The organism is Akkermansiaceae bacterium, assembly GCA_019634595.1.
Taxonomy (GTDB): Bacteria; Verrucomicrobiota; Verrucomicrobiia; order Verrucomicrobiales; family Akkermansiaceae; genus Luteolibacter.
In genome coordinates, this window is the sequence record JAHCBC010000004.1 from 153,388 (window position 1) to 175,682 (window position 22,295).

Consider the following 22,295-nt stretch of genomic DNA (forward strand, 5'->3'; position numbering starts at 1 on the left):
CTCCCGCACCATGATCCCGGCATGGCTATGGAGACGCTCCACCACCTGACCAGCCATGCATCGCCACCCCACTTCCCCCTTGTCATCCGTCCGCCTGGCATTGACCGCCTTCCTGCTGTTCGCGCTGGGTAGCCCTTCATTCGGCCAGGCCGCCTATCAGGGCACCTACATCGGCTACTCCTATATCCGTCTTGAAGGAGCCGTCACCCAGCCGGAAACCGCCAACGGCACCGTCATTGCTGAAGTCGCCAACGACGGATCCATCACTCTCCAGGGCGGGGGAATCACCGGCACTGTCGATTCCGCCGGCACCATCAACTGGGTGCAGCCGAACGGCCTTTACCTCACCGACGGAAACATCTCCGGCGGCACGCTCCACGGCAGTGGCTCCACCACCAACGGCCTCACCACCACCCACACCCGCATCGAGCTGAAAACTGGCGGTTATGACGTGAATGCCTCGCTCGATGGCTATCTCAAGGTCATCCACCCGGCCAATGCCCTCCACAACACCGTCTCCATCATCCACGATGGCAGCCGTTTCGTGGTGCTCGGCAAGAATGGCGCGGTCCACTTTTCGGAAGACGACGGTCTCACCTGGCAGAGCCATCACACCGGCAGCGTCCACCCCATGAGGGCGCTCGCCTACGGTTCCGGCACCTACGTCGCCGTTGGCGAGAACAACACGCTGCTCACCAGCACGGACCTGGAGACCTGGGTGCCCCGCGCCTCCGGCATCGGCCAGATCTACAACCTCCACATCAGCACCGTCACCTTCTTCAACGGCCGCTTCTACATCGGCAACATCGGCGGCGGCGTCACCCGTTCCACGGATGCCACCGGAGCTTCCTGGGAAGCCCCCATTTATGAGGCGAATCTCATCGGGCCACTTGCCAATCCCATCCTCCGCGCGATGGGCAGCCGCCTCTATCTCGTCGCCAAGCCCTACGGCCAGAACCGTTTCAAAATCCACCATTCCACCAATGGCAGCACCTTCACCGAGGCCGCCTCGGATACCAGCACGATCTCTTCCTTCACCAATACGAATCCGGACCACGTGACCTACGGCAACGGTGTCTATCTGGTGAACGCCTACAGCTACAGCTCCACCTCCACGGATGGCGTGAACTTCACCGCCCGGGCGAATCCCGACGCGTTCGATTTCGTCGGCTTCGATGGCGCGCGCTTCATCGCCCGCACGCCCGGCGGCACCAACGCGAAATTCTACCACTCCGTCGATGGCGTGAACTGGACGGAGGGAACCCGCGACTCGCTCACCAACGCCAATGGTGTCGCTTACCACGGCTCGGTGCGCATCACCACCGGATCGAACTACCTGACCCGCCGCTCCATCGATGGACTCGCCTGGACAGCCATCACCTCCAGTGACATCTCCGGGGATTTCCCGCTCAATTCGAATGACCTCCGCGTCACCTACGGCAACGGCATCCACATCCTCCACGGGATCAACACCTACCTGCCGAATCTCAGCTTCGTCACCCGGGACGGGGTGAACTGGACGCCGGCTCCCACGAAATCGTCCATCGCGTTCGCCAACGGCATCTTCCTCAGCGGGGACCAGATCTCGCTCGACGGGATCTTATGGCACACGGCGAACCTCGGGCTCACTCCGCCGGAATCCGTCCTCCGCACCGCCTCGGACGGCAGCACGCTTCTCGCCGTCGTCAGCCAGGGCCGCGTCCTCACCTCCACCGATGGCTTCATCTGGCAGCATGCGAACCCCGGCAGCCCGGCACCCGGGAACGCGCACACCATCGTCGGCGGAAACGGCCAGTGGATCGCCCTCGGCACCGGCGGAGGCTACCACCGTTCGCTCGACAACGGGGTGACATGGACCAGCGGCAGCCTCGGCAACGCCACCCTCAACGCCGCCGCCTACGGCAATGGCCGCTGGGTCGTCGTCGCGGGCAATGGCCGCATCTACACCGGGGACAATCCCGGCTCGCTCGGGTCCACCGGTCCCACCCTCACGCAGGGCGGCGGCTATGACAGCGTCGTTTTCCTTGATGGGAACTTCTTCGTCCGGCGGGACAACTTCGGCACCTACTTCGTGTCGGACGGTCTGCCCGGCAGCACTTGGGAAGAGAAATACTTCAGCGGCACCGTCCGCTTCAACAGCCTGTCCGCCGGTCCGGATTTCGCCCTCATCGCCGGAGGCAACAGCACCGTGATCCGAGCGGAGAGAAACCAGGTCGGCCATCCGGTGCTCACCTCCCATCCACCGGCCAGCGTCACCCTCACCCAGGATGCGGTCCTCCAGCTCGGCGCCAGCGTCATCGGGAATCCGGACCTGAGCTACCGCTGGTTCCGCAACGGCCTGCCGCTGGAGAATGGCGGGCGCGTTTCCGGGGCGGATACGCCGGACCTCACCCTCACCGGCATCCGTGGCAGTGATGCCGGGCAATACCACCTCCTCATCACCAACTCCCTCGGCTCCGTGGTCACGCAGGCCACCGGCGTGTCCGTCAACCTAAAGCCGCTTGTCGTCACCCCGCCCCTCAGCCTGACGAAAAAACCTGGTGCGGACGCCACTTTCACCGTGCAGGGCAGTCCCGATACCACCGCCATCCAGTGGTTCCACAACGGGCAGCCCATCTCCGGAGCAACTTCAGCAACCCTCACCATCCCCGGCGTCACCAACGACAACGCCGGCCTCTACCAGGCACGCCTCACCAACATCCACGGAGATATTCTCAGCACACCCGCATCACTTTCCATCGCCCACGTCGCCTCTGGCCTCTCTGTGGACACCGTTTATAACGCCAGTGTTCCAGCCCTGAATTTATCCTTCACCCGAAGTTATCTGGGATACAGCGCGAATGGCATCGAGATCCGGAAAATCCACGAATATCCCGACGGAAAAATCCTCGTCGGAGGCCAGTTCTCATACCTGAGCGATACCCGCCACGGCCTCATGCGTCTCAATGCCGACGGCACCCTCGACACATCCTTCACCTTCCCGCTCCTGCGCGAATCTGTATCAAACTTCTTCTACAACGCCTCCGTCGAAGACTTCGGTTTCCTCTCTGACGGCCGCATCGTCGTCGTCCTCAGTGCCGCCGTGAACTACGGTCAATCCTCCTCCCTTCCCATCTCCACCCGGATCCTTCTCCTCGATGCGAATGGAAATCCGGATTTCTCCTTCAACATTCCATTCCCCGCGAACGCCCAGGTCGGTTCCCTTGCCATCGACTCCCAGGACAGCATCGTCCTGGCAGGCTACCGGTTCTCCGGCACGGGCAACAACATGGTCAACATAGCCCGCTACCAGGCCAACGGAACACCCGACGCCTCCTTCGACGGAAAACTTGTCACCACCGGCATTTCCAATTTCATCCAACGGGGAGTGGAGCTTCTTCCCGACGGCAAACTGGTCGCCGTCGGCCAGAACAACAGCAGCCGCCTCACCACCACCCGGCTCACCTCCTCCGGAACCCAGGACCCAACCTTCACCAAGGCCGACCTCGGCACCGGTTCCATCGGAGTCAAGGAACTGAAACTTCTCGATGATGGACGTTTCCTTATTTCCGGTGGCATCGGCATCGTCACCATCAACAGCGTCCAGAGCCCCCGCAGGCAGGTTGCCCTATTTCATGCCGACGGAACTCTGGAGCCGACGGTGAACTCCGCCACGAATCCCGCCCACACTTACTTCGGCACGATCTATTCCAGCGAAATCCTTCCCGACAACAGCCTCCTGTTTGGCGGAAGCTATTCCTACTACGACAACCCCGATTACCTCCCCGAAGGCCTGCTCAAGAATCTCGCCCAGTTCGAAGCCTCCGGCACCGCTCTGATGATGGAGAGCCAGCAACTGGAGGCCGACTTCGCCCCCTCGCAACATCCGTTCTCGCTTCTTCAGGCCAACCCTTCCCACTCCCGGATCTATGCCGGACGTTGGATCACCACCACCAGCTTCCCGAACGCCCCGCGCATTCTCCGTCTCACCACCGGTTCCGGCCCGCTTCCCGGAGCACCCGCGCTCGCCATCACCCACCAAACCCAGGGCGCGTACGCCGAGCCGGGAGACTCCGTCACCTTCGCCGTCTCTGCCATCGGCGGAGACCTCTCCTTCCAATGGAGAAAGAATGGCGAACCCATTCCCGGAAAAACCGACTCCTCCCTCACCATCTTCCCCGTCGGCGTGACCGATGACGCGAACTACACCGTGGCCGTGACGGATGGCACCACCACCGTTTTTTCCGCCGCCATGACCCTGACTCTCCCGGGCGCGGCCTCCACAACGACATTCTCCTCTTGGAAAAGCCAATACACCTTCCCTCCCGGCGAAGACGGCTTCAATGACGACCCTGCCGGCGACGGTGTCGCCAACGGCCTCAAATACCTCTTCGGCCTTGATCCCAACCAGTCCGTGGTCCTCCAGACCGAAGTGCTCCATCCATCCGGAAATCCGCGGCAGACCGCCGCGCAGATCACCGCCCTCAATACCGCCGACGGATTGCCATCACCGGGCATCGAGGACGGAAAAACCTATCAACTCGTTTCCTTCCGCCTCCCCGCCGATATGAAAGGCCTATCCTTTGAGGTGCAACCAACCACCAACCTCATCTTCGGAAACGGCAGCGCCCAGGTCCATCCGCTCGGTGCCCCCCTCGCCGAGGGCGATGCCCTCATCCACTCCTTCTATCTCACCCCTGCCACGGAAGACACCTCCCAGCTCTTCTGGAGATTGCTCATCCACGAGTAGCTCACAGTTTTCGGTTCTTCCCGCGATTTAGTGGGCTGCTTCCGGTCGCAGGTCCAGCCGGGGCCGGTTAGGGTCGGGGCACAGAGCAGTCTTTATCGGCGCATTACACGGTGCTGTGGGGTATCGATTTGACGAGGAGCTGTAGCTCGAACCACTCGCGCATTCAGAAGATGTCATCCTTCATTTCCTGCCAGCCGCCGTGACCGACAATCCTCCCAATCATGCCCTCCATTCCGTCCGTGATGAACAACTCATCCGCCAGCGCACTGACAAAACTCGATGCCACCAATGAGCCGCCACGAGCCAGATGAGGAGAACGACGCAGAAACAAGCCCGACCCGCAGCAAAAAAGGATCCTCCGTTCAACGACCCTGCCGGCCACCATGAAGGTGACCGGCAGGGCGCAGGAGCATCACCTTCCGATGTCTCCGTCTCCGCCGCAATAGGTGCAGCGGACCTGCCCCCTCCATCCGGTGCCGTTGCAGAACGAGCATTTGACGGAGAAGGCTGCGGCAATGCCGACGGCGACGAGGGTGGCAAGGGTGATGACAATGGCTGTCTTCTTCATGGTTCGTTGTTTCGTTTGGTTTGGATCGGGCCTGCCCCGATCAAGATTTGCTGCGAGCGAGCGCGGTATGGCTTGCATGCAAAAGGGCCTTCAGAGCCCTCCGGCATTTCCCCTCACGCCGCTTCTTCCCCAGCGGTGGGCTTGTATTTGAGCTGTGCCGTGACGCATTCGCTCAACCCAATGTCGTCCCTGCGTCCGAGATAGACCGGCTGATAGACCGAGCCGCTTTCACGGAAGGCATACAGGAACCTCACTTCCACCACCGTTCCCGTCTCCGGGATGGCTTGGTTCGGAGGAATGGTCACGTTCCCGGCGGAAACGATGTCACCTTTCCTGTCGATCAACCCGAGGCCCACGCTCCGCTTCTTCGGATGCACCGCTCCGACGATAAACGATGCGGTGGCGTGGAACTTCATCTTGAGCTGATCGCCGCCCCTGGCGGGACGGCCGCCAACGTATGCCGCGCGGGTGTCTTTGAAGACGATCCCCTCCGCATTCTGCTTCTTCAACTGGTGGTACAGGGTGCGCTTGTTGTCGGAAAGGAGGGCGGTCGACACCATGGCGATGCCGCCGCTGGTGTCGATCCAACGGAGCATGTAGGTCAGCCGGTCGATGTACGGAATGCCCCGGAGATCCTTTCCCCTGAACTCCAGCAGGTCGAAGGCATGGAACCGGTCCCCGATGGCCTCGCCGTCGATCAGGAAATCGAACGGGATCTCCAGCGCGGCTTCCGCGATGAAAGCAGGAACCGGAATGAACAGGCCACGCCGATTGATACCCGTGACGATGATGCCGGTCCTGCGGACCAGCATCCGGCGTCCATCGAGCTTTTCCTGCGCGCACCAGCGGGAGTCACGGAGAAGGCCCTCAACTTCGGATTCATCGACCGGATTGAGAAGCTGACAGCGGATACCGCTGTCCTCTCCCTCCCGTTCGACGGAGACATGACCGCCGGTGGATTCCCCAACCCGGTAGCCTTTGGCGAGCTTCTGTTTCACCAGCCCGTCGAAGATTCTCACGGCTTCTTCAGCGGAAACGGATTTCGGGGTTTTGACTCCGGTCTGCAGGGTGCTTCCCCGACGGCCGTTGGCAAAGCGGACGATGCATCCGTCGTCCTTCGGTTCGATGAAGACTTCATACACTTTGTCGGATGAGCCTTCGGTATAGTACAATGTGGTGTGTTGGTTCATGGTTTGGTGGGAAAATGGAAAGGCCGCCACGAACTTCTTTTCAGAACGTGGCGACCTTGTGTTGCCCCGGCCGCGCTTGGATGGAGCGTCGGGCGGCCGGGCTTGCCTCATGCGGCACCTCGCCGAAATCAGTTTTCCTCGAAGCGGCGGCGGGACCGTTTCTTCGGAACGGGATCGTCGCCTCCTGCTTCCCTTGCCCGACCTCTCGCCCAATCACGGAGACGGGCGATCTCGGTATCCATCTGATGGATGATCGGACGGGTATCGAGCGCGGCCCGTGCCACATCGCGCAGCTTGGGCGTCCGGTTCTCCGAAAAAGCAGTGAACATCGCTTCGATGAACACCGCCTCGATCTCCGCGCCGGTGAATTGTTCGGTCACCCTGGCGAGTTCAACGGTGTCGAAATCGGTCGGCTTGCGCCAATGCTTTTTCACGACGACCTGCCAGATCATTCCGCGTTCGGTCGCCGTCGGGATGTCCACGAAGAACATCTCGTCGAAGCGGCCCTTGCGGACGAATTCCGGCGGAAGTTTTGTCACATCGTTCGCCGTGGCGACCACGAAGACCGGTTTCTCCTTCTCCTGCATCCATGAAAGGAAGCTGCCGAAGACCCGGGCGGTGGTACCGCCATCGGTGCTGCCGCTGCTTTTCGTTCCGGAGAATCCCTTCTCGATCTCGTCGATCCACAGCACGCACGGAGCGATGGCCTCCGCAGTCTGGATGACGGAACGGAGGTTCGCCTCGCTCTGGCCGATGATCCCGCCAAAGACCTTCCCCATGTCGAGCCGGAGCAGCGGGATACCGAACGCGGTGGCGGTCGCCTTCGCCGTCAGGCTCTTGCCGGTACCGGGGATCCCGACGATGAGCAGGCCCTTCGGTGCGGGGAGACCGAATTCCTTCGCCTCGGTGCTGAACGCGAGCTTCCGCATTTCGAGCCATTGCTTGAGGTCGTCCAGTCCGCCGATGGCATCGAGCGAGGGTTTGGTTTCGATGACTTCCACCAAACCGTTGCGCTTGAGCGTGCGGGCTTTTTCGCGGGAGATGACCGCAGGATCAAGCTTGCCGCTTTCGACAACGGACAAGGCGAAGACGTTCTCAGCTTCGATGGTCGTAAGGCCGAGCGCGGCATGGAGGATTTCCTCGCGTTCCGCTTCCTCCGGACTGGCGAGCTTGGCGGATTCGACAATGCCGTTGAGGACGGTTCCAAGTTCGGATGGCCCCGGGAGCTCGAAGTCGATGCGAGTGATCTCATGATCCAGTTCGGCGGGAAGCCGCAGGCGGCAGCCGAGCAGGATCAACGCGTGGCCGTTTGCCTTGGCGAGCTTCCCGTCCGCTGAGCACAAGGGAGGTCAAATTGTGGAACGAACTCGAAAAAAGGGTGAAGGCGGGCGAGTCTTCGGGAATCGACAAGGCCGAGGCCCTGCACCGGATTTACAGTGAGAATGGGGGCCGGCTCTGGAAATCCGGGTTCCACTCCTTCGATCAATACTGCGAGGACCGCTGGGGCTACCAGAAAGCCCATGCTTACCGGGTGGTGAAGTTTGGCGGTTTCATCAAGGATCTGAAGGAAAGCCATCCTGGTCTCCCTCTGCCATCCTCGGAGAGCCAAGTCCGCAAGGTGCTGACCCTGCCTCCCGGGAGGGCGATTGATTGCTGGGTCACCATCGCTACCGCGATCAAGAATGGCACGCGGATGACAGGGGACGCCATCGACAGCTTCGTCCAGAAGCATAGACCCTCCGATAGCCGAGAGCAGACTCCCATGAAGGACACCCTGCTGAAGCTCGTCAGGGGATATGAGAAGAACTGGGAGCGCTTCAAGGGCCACCCGGTGTACGAGCGCATCAAACCTCATTTGGAAGCGATCGAGAACGAGGTGCAGGAGATCCCCTCACTCAAGCACGCGCAGGACTACGCGCTGGAGGAGTCGATCATGAAGAACTTCGTGGACGCGCTGCTGCGTCCGCCCGTCACCGATGAGGAGTGGAACAGGCACATCGCCTGGCTGCTGGAGGGCCGCATCACGCTGGTGCCTTCCTCGTTGGACGACTCCGTCAAGCAATACGCGATCACCGAGCGGGGCCGCGTCCTCCTCGCCACCCTCTGAACCGATTTCCGTGAATGGCCAAGCAACGAACAGGCAAGCCGGGCTGGGGCAAGACCCCGAAGGTCCGCTCCGATGCCAAGCTGAAGAACCTTCCGGAGGAAGCCCAGGAGGAGATGTGGCTGATGATGCATCCGGTGGATCCGGTGGGGAGCCGGAATGGGAGACGGCGGGCGCGATGGTGCAGGAGACGACGCTGAGCCTGAGTACCGGTACTGCCAAGGTGAAGCTGGGGACGCCGCAGCGGGTGAGGACGGACAACCTGATCGAGCGGTTCAGCCGGTCCGCGACGGGGACGATCGTGGAGCTGTGAGCGGGGAGCCTTGCAGGGGGTGTGCAAGGGTCATGCACGGGGATTGCCAGAGGCGGGTGGAAATGGGCGTTTTTCTAAAGTGTCCGGGGAAATTTCTAAAGTGTGGCGGCGGCTTACCACGTCCGGATGTGCCGAATCTTGTCTCATGGTTGGGGAAGACGCCCCCGACGCTTCAACAGGTTCATCTGATTCACTCCATGGGAATGAGCCGAACCGCGTCGGCGATGACCGGCCCGTCTGCTTCATCGTTGCTGATCTCAACGATCACGACCCCGGCACCCTCCAATGAGACAATCGTCACCGGGGTCCAGATCTCTTCCACCGTTCCAGCTCGCTTTTGGTTCACCAGGAAATTCTTCCCGTTGACCCGAATTGACGTCTTTGAAGAACGTGCTCCTTTTGGAACGCCGCTGATCTGAACCTGATATTTTCCCGCACGATCTGATTTCAATCGATAGATTGCCTTCGCCGGTGCCTTGTGATCCGCCGGCAGGAAGAGGTATCCATCATTCACCCCCGCTTTCAGCCGCCCCCGCAGCCATCCGCCCATCATTTCCGCATCGCTGTCATCGGCGATGATACCATTGAATTTCTTCGCCGGCAGACTTAACGCCGATCCTTCCGACTTCAGAATCTGGTCATCCGCAATCAAGCGTTCTTTGAGTTTGGGGTAATCGATCCGTTGCAGTGCTTTTCCTTCCCGAATCGCCTGCATCGCCGCCGTTGCACCGCTTTGGCCTAAAATCATGAAAACGGGCTCCATCCGGATACTGCCGAAAGCAATGTGGCTGGAACTCAAAGCGATCGGCACCACCAGATTCGAGCATTCGCTCTCTTTCGGCACGATTGACCGGTAGCTGACGGAGTAGGGTTTTACACGAACCTGAACGTCACCTTCGTTTCTGGCATGGCCTTCCGCGGTAACGTATCGCTGGGTGTGGTGGGAATCCATGTTATATGCCGCCATCCCGATGGAGTCGCCAACTTCCTTCACATGTTGGCAGTGGTCCTGGGTCATGACCAGGTCGGAGATCATCCTCCGTCCTTCGCGCACGTAAAGCTGCTCTTGCCAGCCTCCACCCTCCGTGAATTCATCCTTTGTCATTCCCCATTTCGAAACCACCGCGCGCACCTCTTCCGGCACGCGGGGATGGTTCGCCAAAGTCCACATCAGCCCCTGTTGATAGAGAAGATGCGCGGCCTTCAGTTCATTCCTCTTTTCGTACGAGCCCTGGGGCCATTCGTAATTCATGCCGATGAAATCGGTCGAGAAACCGCGCCCATTGTTCGTATCCGTCTTTCGGTTGGGCATCGTCGAGTTGATCCAAGGCACACCCTTGTAGCCGGCCTCGTAGTTGCGGAACAACAGCTCGTACCAATCCTCCCGGTAGCCGTCCGGCTTTCTGAACGGGATCCGGTTCTTCTCATGATCCGTCAGACACATCCGGAAACAGAACGCCTGGATCCGGTGGTCGCTTGAAAGTTCCTCACCGGGCCCTTTCGGATCGATCCCATGGAGCAGTCCTCCTGAAGGATCACGCGGCTTCACGTACGGATCCACTCCCTCCACCAACTGGTGGGACCTCGCATGCCCCGCCTGCACTCCATTTAGCGTCTCCCCGTAAATCGCCTTACCTTCTCGCCCTATTGTGAACGAAACCCCGGCCGAGGCCATCAGGTCACCCTCATACGTCGCATCCATGAACATTTTTCCCGAGAATGTCTTTCCGGATTCCATGACGATCGCCTTGATCCGATTTCCTTCTTTTAGCACGCCCTTTGCCACAGCGCCTGGCTTCGCCACCCAATAACCATCGCCTCTATCCGCCGCTTTGCCTTCTTCCGTCCGATCCAAACGTTCACCAAAAACGATCTCAATGTCATGTTCGCTCACCCAATTCTCATAGACGGAAAGTGCGGCACCCGGCTCGAAGACCCAGAGCGCATCATCATTCCGCCGTGCCCGGTTCAGGGAAAGGGCGTAGAACTCCTCCTTCTTCATCCACTTCCACACTTCAGGACGATCGTAGTATGATCGCACATCCTGGTAAAAGCGTCGCGCCAGCCCGCCGATTACTTGCTTATTCCCTACATCCGTCTGCCCGAGCCCTCCTGTCGTCAGTCCGCCGATTCTCATGGAAGGCTCAATGACGATCACGCTGCCTCCCATTTTCTTTACCTGAACCGCCGCCGCGATACCTGCCGAGCTCCCTCCATACACAACGAGGTCGACCGATTCGGCCAAACAAACCGAACCTACGGCCATCACTGCACCAAACACACCAATCGAAAATCTCATAAATCCTACTTTCATGATCAACAACTCTACTTCATCTCTATTTATTCATCTTCTGGAAGTTTCCTACCCCGCTTATCGAGCCAGCTCTTTTTGTGGCCCGGGAAAGGTAGGCATCTAAACTATTTTATAATTCCCTTCACCCCAGGGGGACAGGAATGGACAAAATGTTCGTTCCGCATCAATGTGCTCCCATAACGTCGCCCACTTCCGATGTGCGCTTTCGTCGCGCCATGAGAACTGTCATTCCCGCAAGTCCTAGCAAAACACCAGATGGCTCTGGGATCGAGTCGACGACGAAATTATCGATCGACGTCACAATTCCAGACCCCGATCTCAATCGGACGCCTACCTGCCCTGCACCCATTATGGCATTTTCGGCATGGATGAACTCGACGGAATTGCCCACCTGCAAATTGGTCGTGGGATCCCACATTGAACTTACAAATTTCACCTGACCGTTCAGGTCCAACACATCCAGTCGAAATGTATACCATGAGTCCAGGGTCGTAGCACTTGTCGGAGCGATGATCGTCGAGTTGAGAAGCGAAGTTCCGAGAGTATCGGTACCTTGGCTGTCGGGCCCCCAAATTCTGACGTCGACACTTCCAGTGCCATTGCTAGCAGTCGAGGTCCTGAACAGCACGAGGTAACCGGCGGTCAGATCATTGTTCGCCTTCACATAGAATCCCATTCCTGCCCCGGTGTTCCGGCTGTTGATTCGGTAGTCCGTCTGAATTCTGAAATTGACGAATTCGTCCAACGATGCCCCACCCGCAATCCCACCGGAACCATTCACACCGCCCGTCGAATGGCTGTTGTAGATTGCATAAGCCGACGTGCTTTGGCCGTCATCTTTTGTCAAATACCCCCCGGCGCGCCAAGTCAGATCCTTCTCGGACGATGAGATCCAGAAATTATTATCGTAATCGGCGGCGCTATTAAATCCGATGTTTACCAAAGCACCTTCCACTATTGAACAAGCGGCGAGTGGAGACAAGATACCCGATGTGAAGGCGAGCTTCTTCGAAAACCGACTCAAGGGGAATGCGATCATAAATGGTTTGGGTTGATTTCAAACTAGCCCACGGTTCCTGACTCTGATGGGCCGATAGCAATGCGGACAGGTCACGTTCACCTCATTGCTTCACTGATGCTCGTCGGCAATCCCCAACGTCCAGCCCTCAACAATTTGATCGCACAGGAACAGTTTGATGATCGATTCCAGACAAAGCCTTTGGAATCAGGAAGAAACCAGCATGTCGAGGAACTGCTCCTTAACGGTGGAAAAGTTGAGAGCGGAAGGCGATCGAAGTCAACTCAGCGCCACACGCAAACGACGCCGAAAGGAACTAAAATGTCCTAAACCGATCATTGAACTGTTCCGACAACTTCAAATCATCCTTTCCGGTCAAAGTACACTTGCGGCTCCCCAGCGAGGTTCTAGAGATCACGGACCAACCACATGCGCTCTCTTCTAACCCGCTTCACCGACCTATATCCCGTCTGGGTTATTGCTTTTGCAATCATCGGACTAGTAAAACCTGAGGCCCTGACGTGGTTCAGTGGCCCGTGGGTTGTCTGGGCTCTGAGCGTCGTCATGCTAGGCATGGGTTTCACCCTCACCATCGATGACTTCCGCCGCATCTTCAGGATGCCCGGCAGCGTCGCCATGGGACTGGTGGCCCACTACACCATCATGCCGCTTTCGGCTTGGTGCATCGCCCATTTCCTGAAACTCGATTCAGGGTTTGCTGTTGGCCTGATTCTCGTCGCCAGTTGTCCCTCTGGGACCGCCTCGAATGTCATTTGCTACCTCGCAAGGGCGAATGTCGCTCTCGCGGTGATCATCACGCTCGCCTCGACCCTCGTCGCCTTCGCCACCACGCCGCTCTGGTGCAAGGCGCTCGCCGGCCAATACGTGCCTGTCGACGCCGTTCAGCTCAGCCTTTCCACCCTGCGGATCGCCGTCATCCCGGTTCTCATCGGCGTCCTGTGCAACTGGAAATTCCCCGTCGCCACCGCAAAGATCAAACCCGTCGGACCGCTCATTTCCGTCGTGGCCCTCATGTTCATCACCGGCAGCATCGTCGGCCAAAACGCGCAGGCCGTCATCGAAAACGTCGGCAAGCTGGCCATCGCGGCCATCCTCCTCCACACCCTCGGTTTCGGCATCGGCTACGTCGTCGCGAAAATCATCCGCTATCCCGAAGACATCGCCCGCACGATCTCGATCGAAGTCGGCATGCAGAACGGCGGACTCGCCGCCGTCCTCGCCAAACAGAACTTCCCGCTCCAGCCGCTCGCCGCGGTTCCGGCGGTCTTCAGCGCCATCACCCAGACGCTGCTCGGCAGCCTCCTGGCCACCTACTGGAGAAAGCGCCCTGTCAAATCGGATCCGGCCCCAGAAGCTTCCATTGCAGATCAACCATGAACTCTATCAGTTCGACATCGACCCGTCCTCTTCGCGCGAGCACCTACTACTGGAAGTGCGACCGTCCTGCCGCCTTTCACGGCACGTCTGGTACCCACGATCATGCATTTCTCGCCCACGCGGTGAAATCCATCGTCGAGAGTCACTTCGGCGCACCCGCTCACATTGCTCCCGGCCCAGGGCAGGGGAACCACGTCACTTTCACCGCGGCATGCGGGGATCTCCCCCTTTTCATCCGCATCGATGACAGCCCGGAAAGCGACGACTACCTCGCCATTGAATCTCAAGTCCAGGAAAGCGTTCGGACCCTCGGCATCCGGACACCGGAGATTCTCGTTGTGGATGCCTCACGGGCAAAAGTTCCCTTCGCATGGCAAATCATGCGAAGGATTGATGCACCCGACATCAACCGGCACTTCAAGGATCGTACACTCGACCTCCGCGCCGCCTCCGAAGCTATCGGCTCCGCCATAGCCAGTTGGCAGTTCCTCCATCCTGAAGGATACGGCCCCTTTAGATCCGGCCAACGTCAACTCAAAGGATGGCACGCCAACTACAGCGATTACTTCTTTCTCCACTTTGAGCGCCATCTTCACTTCCTTCAGGAAAACGACTTTCTTTCTCATCCCGAAGCTTCCGCCATCCGTCAGGAAATGCTCAACCACCAGGCTCTTCTGGATCTTCCTGAAGGGTGCCTTGTCCATAAAGACCTCGCTTTCTGGAACATCTTGGGCACACCTGATGAAATCCTCGCTTTCATCGATTGGGACGACGCGATCTCTGGTGACCCGATGGACGACTTCTCCTTGCTCGCCTGTTTCCACGGCGCGACCGTCCTTGAGCCCGCCCTCGGGGCCTACCAGATGCAACGCGCGCTTCCAATCAATCATCGGCGACGCTTTTGGCTCCACCTCCTACGCAACATGCTAGTCAAGTCCGTCATCCGTGTCGGTGCCGGCTACTTTGATCGCGGAAGCGGATTCTTCCTGATCAACGACGGCATCGATCTGAAAACCTTCACCCGGCAGCGCCTCCACCAAGCCATTGCGGGACTGCGGGACGACCTTCCAATTTCTTCTCTCAAATAACCTGACCCATCATGATCGGCTCCTGGCTATCCATCGGCTCCCCTGTAATCGCTGAAATCGCCGCACTCTCCGGTTTCGATTGGCTGCTCTTCGACCTTGAACACGGCAACGAGACTGAAGCTGCCATTCCCTCCCAACTGCGCGCAATTTCAGATACATCTGCCAAGGCCATCGTTCGCGTTGGCGCTCCGTATTCCGACCTCATCGCACGGGTTCTCGATTGGGGGGCGGATGGCATCATGGCTCCGCGGATCAACACCGCAGCGGAGGCCGGAGCCCTCGTCCAGTTCGCTCACTACGCTCCACGTGGCCGCCGTGGGTTTTCCCGGAGCTCACGAAAGTATGGCTACGGACTTTGCCCCCCCTCTTCGCACAACGAGATTTCCGCCCCGTTGATCATGCCCCAGATCGAGACCATCGAAGGGGTGCTCAATGCTTCCGAAATAGCCGCCGTTCCAGGTATCGACGTGCTGTTCGTGGGCCCTGCGGATTTGCAATTCGATCTTCAGGCCCGCCCGGAACTCGCGGACTTCACCTATGCCGAAAGCCTCGTCCGTGTGAATGAAGCGGCCCGCTTGCACGGTAAATCCACCGGCATTCTGGTACGCGATCACGCCCAATACCAACATCACCTCTCACTCGGATTCACCCACATCGCCATCGATTCCGATCTGGCGATCCTCCGCAACAGCTACCAGCAGATCCTTTCACTGGCAAACAACCATCGATGAAACCTTTCAAGACTCGAACCATGATGCGACACCTCCTACCCATTCTCCTTCTCCTTTCCACCGGATCCGTTTTCGCTGAAAGCCCCGTGCCGCAAAGTATCCTTGATCTCACCCTCGAGCCCGCGGAGATCAACTTCAACCCTGGCCCCGAATATTCCGAAGATCAACAGGACTACACCATGGTCATCGGCATGGACCGCACGCCGAAAGGGAGATTGTGGGCAGCATGGGTCGGGGGTGGTGACAATCCGCTCGCCTATTTCCTCGTCGCCTCATCCGATGACGATGGGAAGACTTGGTCCCACCCGCGCATGGTCATCCGTCCGGGGCGCACCGTCACCGGCCTCAACCGCAGCGTGATCGTCGGCAACCTGTGGACCGATCCCAATGGAAAACTCTGGCTCTTCTACGACCAGTCCCTCGAACAATTCGATGGCCGCGCCGGTGTTTGGGCCGTCACTTGCGAAAATCCCGACGATGACAAACCCGTCTGGTCCGCACCGCGCCGGATCTGGCACGGCATGTCATTGAACAAGCCCACCGTCCTCAGCAACGGCGACTGGCTCCTGCCCATCTCCCTCTGGGACCGCAGCACCGTCAAACCTGTCTTTGGCAACGCCTACTCGGAACTCGACGACCAGCGCATGGCCCACTGGTTCGCCTCATCCGACCAAGGCAAAACCTGGACCCGCCGCGGCGGCGTCCGTTTCCCCAATCCCCGCTTCGACGAGCACATGGTCGTCGAACTCAAGGACGGCCGCCTCTGGATGCTCGCCCGCACCACCGACGGCATCGCCGAATCCTACTCCAGCGATATGGGTAAAACCTGGACCGAACCAGTTCAGTCGACCATTAAAAACCCGAGCGCCCGGTTCTTCTTCCGCCGCCTTGAGTCCGGCAACATCCTCCTCGTCAAAAACGGACCTCTCGACAAAAAAACCGAGCGCGTCCAGATGACCGCCTATCTCTCCGACGATGAAGGCAAGACCTGGAAAGGCGGCCTCGTCATCGACGAACGCAAAGGCGTCTCTTACCCCGACGGCTTCCAGGCACCCGACGGCCGCATCCACATCATCCACGACCGCGAACGCTCAAAGCACCGGGAAATCCTCTTCGCCAGATTCACCGAAGCCGACATCCTGGCCGGAAAATTCGTCACCGAAGGCTCCCGGGGAAAAATGCCCGTCTTCAAAGGCCGCGGCCCCCGGAAAGGCGTTTACCTCCCCAACAACGGCATCCAGCTTCCCGACCAATGGCCGCCGCGGGATCTTGATCCGAATTCCACCGAACCCATGCCGGTTCCCTACCTCGAAAAGGAAAACATCCCCGCCGTCATCCCCATCAACAACGGCCGCCAGCTCTTCGTCGACGACTTCCTCGTCGACGGGACGGATCTCACCCGCACCTTCCACCGCGCGGAAAAATTCCGGGGCAACCCCGTCTTCAAGCCCGAGACCAAGCACGAGCTCGAACCCACCGGCATCGAAGGCGAAGATCAGGCCGTCACCTATCTCGGCCATGGCGGCGTGTTCTACAATCCGGACAAAAAACACTTCGAGATGTTCTACACCGCCAGTTGGCGCGGCGGCCTCGCCCTCGCCACCAGCAAGGACCTCATTCACTGGGAGCGTCCCGACCTCGGCCTCTATGGGGACAACATCATTCTCCCTCCCGGCCCCGACTTCGCCGGAAAGGACAACGCCATCTGGCTCGACCTCGCCGCCAAGGATCCGAACCAGCGCTACAAAGCCATCATCCAGCGGGGGAAAAGCCACACGCTCCACACCTCGCCCAACGGACTCGTCTGGTCCCAGGGGGTCTACGCGGGTGAGTCGGGCGATTACTGCTCCTTCTTCCACAACCCTTTCCGCAACGTCTGGGTCCAGAGCATCAAACGCAACAACGACCGAGGCCGCGCCCGCTACTATCACGAGCACCGCGACTTCCTTTCCTCCGCCGACCGCGACAAGTCCGTCTATTGGACCAACGCCGACAAGCTCGATCCACCGGACCCCGAAGTCGGGAACAATCCGCAGCTCTACAGCCTCAACGCCGTCGCCTACGAAAGCATCCTCCTCGGCGAGCACTACATCCTCCTCGGACCGTGGAACCGCATCTGCGAAGCGGGCAAGTTCCCGAAAATCACCGAACTCCACCTCGGCTTCAGCCGCGACGGCTTCCACTGGTCCCGTCCCGCCGACCGCAGGCCCTTCATCGCCGCCACCCGCGAGGACGGACATCCCGACCGCGGCTACATCCACGGCACCAACGGCGTCATGCTCGTCCACGAGGATAAACTGTGGTTCCCGTACTGCGCCTACTCCGGCCTCGCGCCCAACGGCCACCGCGGCATGTATACCGGCGCCACCATCGGCATGGCCACCCTCCGCCGCGACGGCTTCGCGTCGATGGACGCGGGGGAAAAACCGGGCGTCCTCACCACCCGTCCCGTCGCCTTCAACGGCCGCAACCTTTTCGTCAACGTCGACAACCCCGGAGGCGAACTCCGGGTCGAGATCCTCGATGAAAAAGGCGAGCCCATCGCCCCCTTCACCAGGGAGAACTCCGTCGCCATCCAGGCCGACTCCACCCTCACGGAAGTCACCTGGAAAGGCGCGTCCGATCTCGAATCCGTCCGCGGCAAGCCGGTCAGGTTCCGTTTCCACCTCACCCGCGGCAGCCTCTACGCCTTCTGGGTCAGCGCCGACGCGAAGGGCGCCAGCGGCGGCCATCTCGGAGCCGGCGGCCCGGCCTACGACGGCGTGATCGACACCAAGGGTAAAGACGCCATCGCCCCGGATGCCACCTCCGGATACCGCACCGACGCCCTCGAAGCCCCCGACGTCCACACCGCTCCCGTTCCCGAGCGTTACCTCGACGAAAACCGCATGTTTCTTTGCGGTCCCGGCATCGCCGCGTCGAAGGGCGGCCGCCTCTGGGTCACCTTCAAAACCGGAGACATCGGTGAGGACGAGGACAACTGCACCGTCGTCATCACCAGCGGCGACCAGGGAAAAACCTGGAGCAAACCCGTCCTCGCCATCGACATCGACGGACCCCTGCGCACCAACGACCCCGGCATCTGGACCGATCCCCATGGCAACGTCACCCTCATGTTCGGGCAGGTCTTCGGCTACTGGGACGGCCGCGGCGGCTTCTGGACCATGACCGCGGAAAACGGAGACGATGAAAACACCCAATGGAGCCGGCCCCGGCGCCTCAGCGACGGCTACCTCAAGAACAAGCCTTTCATCACCCGCTCCGGCGACTGGCTCTACCCCATCGAGCACATGGGACCGAAAGCCTGGCGCGGCCGCTACGCCGAAGGCGCGCCCATGCGTTCCGACTTCGTTCATCCCCTCCCGGAACTCGACCACGCGAACGTCTTTGTATCTCGGGATCAGGGGAAAACCATCAGCTATCTCTCGCAGGCCGTCATTCCCGCAGAACAACGGACTTTCCAGGAACACATGATCGTCGAAAAGAAAGACGGCAGACTGTGGATGCTCGGACGCATCAACGACGGCATCGGCGAGTCGTTCTCCAAAGACCAGGGTAAAACCTGGACCACCATGACCCCCGCCGAAGGAATCAAAGGGCCCAGCTCCCGCATCTTCTTCCAGCGCCTGAAATCCGGAAACATCCTTCTCATCAAAAACGGCGATAAGATCCAGGAGAAACCCCATCTCCGCACCCACCTTACTGCTTATCTTTCCGAAGACGACGGAGCCACATGGCCTCACAAGCTCGTCCTGGACGAGCGCCGAACATCGTACCCGGATGCCGCCGAAGACAAGGACGGATACATCAACATCGTCCACGACTACGGACGTTACAGCGAAAAGGAGGTCATTTTCCATCGTATCACCGAAGCCGACATCAAGGCAGGAAAGCTCACCGACCCGCAAAGCGTAACGAAAATCGTTGCAAACAAAGCAACCCACGAAACCCTCAAACCAGAATCCTACAATGAATGGAAATCAGACTTTGAATAGCAGACCAACACTGATTGCCTCACCCCAAATAATGATCACCCGAATTCTGAAAGTGGGTGCCCTGCTCGGCTTCCTGTCCAACATTGCCACGGCGGTGCCGGTCAGCCTTGCCGACTACGCAGCCCACAAAGACGGCGAGGACTGGGCACCTGCCATTCGCAAAGCCCTCGCGGCCTCCCCCGAAATCCACATCCCCGAGGGGCGGTATATGATCTCCGAGGTGAAGCTCGCTGATGGGATGACCATCAGGGGATCCGGCAACGAAACTGTCCTGGTTCCACTCGGAACCCGGCTTTTCGACATCAACGGAAGTGTGGGAAAGGAAATTCCGATCACCAAAGACATCGCCGATTTCTCGGATACCATCGAACTCAAGAACAAGGAGGGACTGGCACCGGGTGACGACATCCTCATTCGGGGCCAACGCAACTCGATGATCCGAGAAGGCACCGCCGGCGTGAACTACAGCACGGACTGGGTGCTCGGTCGCACCCGGAAATCCAGTTGCTTCTACGGTGAATTCGACACTGTCAAATCCATCGAAGGATTGGAACTCACCACCGGCAACAAGCGGCTTTTTCCGGATTATTTCAAGGACGACACCCGCGAACCTCCTTCTCTTGGAAAGGACTTCATCCAGAGGAAATCGACCACCGTCAGCAAATTGTCCCTCGTAAAAAACGTCACCCTGCGGGACTTCAAAATCGAGGGGACAAAGAAGTGCTGCATGCCTTTCCGAGTCCGTTACGCAAAAGACTGCTTGCTGGAAAATATCACTTTCAGCACGAATGTTGAATCCTTCAAAAAGGATGGCGACCCGGATCTGTCCGTAGTGTACGCCATCTATGTCCGGGACACCACCGTCCGCAATTTCACCGTCGAACTCTCTCCGGAGCTTCTCGCCATCCTCAATGCGAAAGAAAAGGCATACGTAAACTTCTCCAACTACAATCTCTTCAAAATCATCAGCAGCACCCGCAGCGGACTGGAGAATTGCACGGCCAACGGCGGCACCCACCCTTTCAATATCACTCGAAGTGCTTCTGTTGAAAGTGGTGGTGGGATCCCCTCGATTGACTGCTTCATCCGGAACTGCGTGGCATCGAACTGCATTTGGTCCGGTCTGAAAGTCCAGCAAGGATGTTTCAACACCAAGGTCACCGGCAACACCGTGACTGCAAGCGCGCAAGGCATCATCATATGCGGGCGTAACACCACGGTCACGAACAACAATGTTTCCACACAGCATCCCTATTCCACCGATTTTTATTACACACACGTTCGACGGGGCGGCACCTTTGGTATAGCCGTCATTGAGGGATATTCTTGTGGTACGGTTATCAAAGACAACGTAATCAGCGGATTCTACTCGGGTATCGCCATGGTTGATGGCTACGAAAGCAAGAACATCTTTGAAGAAGGAAATATCGTCATCGAAAACAACACCGTCGACAAGGCGATCCGTGGATTCTCGCTCTACAAGAACAACCACGGCAAAAAGCTCGGAACAAAAAATCTCAACGTTCGAATCGCTGGTAACTCATTCACGTGCACCGAGAGCACCGAGAATCGCGAAACTGCAGGCATCTATCTGCCTTCCTTCTCCGCCGGCTTCAACATCAGCGGCAATACATTCGTGAACTTCAAGGATGGGGTTTCGTTGTCCAATGGGACGGACCTGATCAATATCACCGACAATACCTTCAGAAACTGCCAGACTGAGATCACGCGCACAAAATAATGACCGTGGCTGAATTCGACAATCTAGAGTATCTCCATGATCTCTGCCGACTCCGCTCAACGTTGGAGGCGTTTGCCGCGGCCCGATTGCACAACCACCCCTCGTATGAGGACATCCAGGGCAACTTCCGCATCCACTTGGCCACGATGAAACAGCATGCGTTCCAAGGGAATTACGGGGCATTCCACGAAGAAGACATGCGCCTGCATCGCACCCTTGTCGCGAGCGTTGGTATTCCCACTCTTCTCTCTGGTTGGGAATACGTCGTCGCCGATCTCGAGGCGTGGATCCGGCATGTGAAGAAAGCCTATTGGCCGAGTCTTATGACTCTTTACCGTGAGCATGAAATTCTCATTGAAGCATGGGGGGCCGCGGAATCCTGGGTTGCAGAACAAGCCACCCATCACCACCTAGAGGCTGGGTGGTTCCGCGTCGCCAGCGCCCAAGGAAAGGTCAAGCAGGACATCCACCCTGTGGACAAAGCGACCTCCTTCATCTGTACTCATTACGCTAGCGACATCGATGTAGAATGGCTCGCACAAAACGTTAGCTTCGTCAGCGCGAGCCATCTCACCCGTCTATTCCGCGAGCAGCAAGGCATATCCCCTTATGCATTCCTCAAGCAAGTCCGCATGGAGCGCGCTGCAGAACTTTTGCGTAGCACCTCCGATTCCATTGCCCTCATTTCTCGGAGGGTAGGCTATAAAACATCCTCCCATTTCGCCCGGGATTTCTTGAAGACCTTCCAAACTAATCCTCGTGCTTTCCGGAAATAACTCGTTCATCCTCCGCTTCGACTGATATGTTCATCAACGAGGGCTTTGACGACAACAATGTCAATGAACTGCTTTTTGAGGTTCTCAGCGGAGCCTCGAAGATTGACTCCGATCAATTTGCTTTCCCTTGATTGCCCAAATTCACTGGATGCCACAAACACCGGACAACCGAACAGGTTAAAGGTTGAAGCAGGACTTTCACCCGCGTGATTGCTACCTTCACAGACGTACCGGCCCTCAATACCTAAAGAAGCTTGGTGCGCTTTTGCATGAAATCGGAGTGGCACGTCCACTGTTGTTGATTGCCACATATCGCGGAAACCTAAAACC

At 58.7% G+C, this 22,295-nt stretch carries 15 protein-coding genes; 9 read left to right on the forward strand and 6 right to left on the reverse strand.

Annotated features, from left to right (window positions below):
* Window positions 1–55 precede the first annotated feature (55 nt).
* Entirely contained in the window at window positions 56–4,729 is a 4,674-nt protein-coding gene (locus tag KF712_15830) for a hypothetical protein (GenBank protein MBX3742456.1), read from the forward strand.
* Between the two features lie 412 nt (window positions 4,730–5,141).
* Here KF712_15830 and KF712_15835 read toward each other — a convergent pair whose 3' ends face one another.
* From KF712_15835 to KF712_15845, 3 genes are all read right to left on the reverse strand, one after another.
* Entirely contained in the window at window positions 5,142–5,297 is a 156-nt protein-coding gene (locus KF712_15835; protein ID MBX3742457.1) for a hypothetical protein, read from the reverse strand.
* Between the two features lie 113 nt (window positions 5,298–5,410).
* Entirely contained in the window at window positions 5,411–6,487 is a 1,077-nt protein-coding gene (locus KF712_15840) for a hypothetical protein (protein MBX3742458.1), read from the reverse strand.
* A 128-nt stretch (window positions 6,488–6,615) separates the two neighbouring features.
* Complete coding sequence (locus KF712_15845) at window positions 6,616–7,830, reverse strand: AAA family ATPase (GenBank protein MBX3742459.1); 1,215 nt, start codon at window positions 7,828–7,830, stop codon at window positions 6,616–6,618.
* Between the two features lie 11 nt (window positions 7,831–7,841).
* On the opposite strand from KF712_15845, the gene KF712_15850 reads away from it, so the two are divergent.
* Both KF712_15850 and KF712_15855 read left to right on the forward strand, forming a co-directional pair.
* A complete protein-coding gene (locus KF712_15850) occupies window positions 7,842–8,594 on the forward strand; it encodes a hypothetical protein (GenBank protein ID MBX3742460.1) in 753 nt (250 codons plus the stop codon).
* Between the two features lie 115 nt (window positions 8,595–8,709).
* Window positions 8,710–8,904, forward strand: a complete 195-nt coding sequence (locus KF712_15855; GenBank protein ID MBX3742461.1) for a hypothetical protein — start codon at window positions 8,710–8,712, stop codon at window positions 8,902–8,904.
* Between the two features lie 190 nt (window positions 8,905–9,094).
* Here KF712_15855 and KF712_15860 read toward each other — a convergent pair whose 3' ends face one another.
* Window positions 9,095–11,218 (reverse strand): FAD-dependent oxidoreductase, encoded by a 2,124-nt coding sequence (locus KF712_15860; protein ID MBX3742462.1) that lies wholly within the window; start codon window positions 11,216–11,218, stop codon window positions 9,095–9,097.
* Between the two features lie 163 nt (window positions 11,219–11,381).
* Window positions 11,382–12,257, reverse strand: coding sequence for a hypothetical protein (locus KF712_15865; protein ID MBX3742463.1), 876 nt, complete (start codon window positions 12,255–12,257; stop codon window positions 11,382–11,384).
* A gap of 408 nt (window positions 12,258–12,665) precedes the next feature.
* Between KF712_15865 and KF712_15870 the strand changes: the two genes are divergently transcribed.
* From KF712_15870 to KF712_15895, 6 genes are read left to right on the forward strand one after another with little or no spacing between them, the layout of a single operon-like run.
* Complete coding sequence (locus KF712_15870) at window positions 12,666–13,634, forward strand: bile acid:sodium symporter family protein (GenBank protein MBX3742464.1); 969 nt, start codon at window positions 12,666–12,668, stop codon at window positions 13,632–13,634.
* Window positions 13,631–14,722 carry an aminoglycoside phosphotransferase family protein gene (locus KF712_15875; GenBank protein ID MBX3742465.1) on the forward strand — a complete coding sequence of 364 codons (1,092 nt, stop codon included), beginning with the start codon at window positions 13,631–13,633 and terminating at the stop codon, window positions 14,720–14,722. The genes KF712_15870 and KF712_15875 overlap by 4 nt, the downstream gene beginning before the upstream one ends.
* A gap of 11 nt (window positions 14,723–14,733) precedes the next feature.
* The gene (locus KF712_15880; GenBank protein ID MBX3742466.1) at window positions 14,734–15,453 is read left to right on the forward strand and encodes a hypothetical protein; all 720 of its coding nucleotides are present in this window, start codon (window positions 14,734–14,736) and stop codon (window positions 15,451–15,453) included.
* A gap of 20 nt (window positions 15,454–15,473) precedes the next feature.
* Window positions 15,474–19,448 (forward strand): exo-alpha-sialidase, encoded by a 3,975-nt coding sequence (locus KF712_15885; GenBank protein MBX3742467.1) that lies wholly within the window; start codon window positions 15,474–15,476, stop codon window positions 19,446–19,448.
* A 52-nt stretch (window positions 19,449–19,500) separates the two neighbouring features.
* A complete protein-coding gene (locus KF712_15890) occupies window positions 19,501–21,189 on the forward strand; it encodes a hypothetical protein (protein ID MBX3742468.1) in 1,689 nt (562 codons plus the stop codon).
* A gap of 5 nt (window positions 21,190–21,194) precedes the next feature.
* Window positions 21,195–21,965: a helix-turn-helix domain-containing protein gene (locus KF712_15895; GenBank protein ID MBX3742469.1), complete on the forward strand. Its 771-nt coding sequence runs from the start codon at window positions 21,195–21,197 to the stop codon at window positions 21,963–21,965.
* A 5-nt stretch (window positions 21,966–21,970) separates the two neighbouring features.
* Here KF712_15895 and KF712_15900 read toward each other — a convergent pair whose 3' ends face one another.
* The gene (locus KF712_15900) at window positions 21,971–22,276 is read right to left on the reverse strand and encodes a hypothetical protein (protein MBX3742470.1); all 306 of its coding nucleotides are present in this window, start codon (window positions 22,274–22,276) and stop codon (window positions 21,971–21,973) included.
* Window positions 22,277–22,295 lie beyond the last annotated feature (19 nt).

What these genes read in the sequence shown, in the direction of transcription:
- KF712_15860 (MBX3742462.1), bottom strand. Translation starts at nt 11,218, where the DNA reads ATGAAAGTAGGATTTATGAGATTTTCGATTGGTGTGTTTGGTGCAGTG.
- KF712_15870 (MBX3742464.1), top strand. Translation starts at nt 12,666, where the DNA reads ATGCGCTCTCTTCTAACCCGCTTCACCGACCTATATCCCGTCTGGGTT.
- KF712_15840 (MBX3742458.1), bottom strand. Translation starts at nt 6,487, where the DNA reads ATGAACCAACACACCACATTGTACTATACCGAAGGCTCATCCGACAAA.
- KF712_15875 (MBX3742465.1), top strand. Translation starts at nt 13,631, where the DNA reads ATGAACTCTATCAGTTCGACATCGACCCGTCCTCTTCGCGCGAGCACC.
- KF712_15830 (MBX3742456.1), top strand. Translation starts at nt 56, where the DNA reads ATGCATCGCCACCCCACTTCCCCCTTGTCATCCGTCCGCCTGGCATTG.
- KF712_15880 (MBX3742466.1), top strand. Translation starts at nt 14,734, where the DNA reads ATGATCGGCTCCTGGCTATCCATCGGCTCCCCTGTAATCGCTGAAATC.
- KF712_15900 (MBX3742470.1), bottom strand. Translation starts at nt 22,276, where the DNA reads ATGTGGCAATCAACAACAGTGGACGTGCCACTCCGATTTCATGCAAAA.
- KF712_15865 (MBX3742463.1), bottom strand. Translation starts at nt 12,257, where the DNA reads ATGATCGCATTCCCCTTGAGTCGGTTTTCGAAGAAGCTCGCCTTCACA.
- KF712_15885 (MBX3742467.1), top strand. Translation starts at nt 15,474, where the DNA reads ATGATGCGACACCTCCTACCCATTCTCCTTCTCCTTTCCACCGGATCC.
- KF712_15835 (MBX3742457.1), bottom strand. Translation starts at nt 5,297, where the DNA reads ATGAAGAAGACAGCCATTGTCATCACCCTTGCCACCCTCGTCGCCGTC.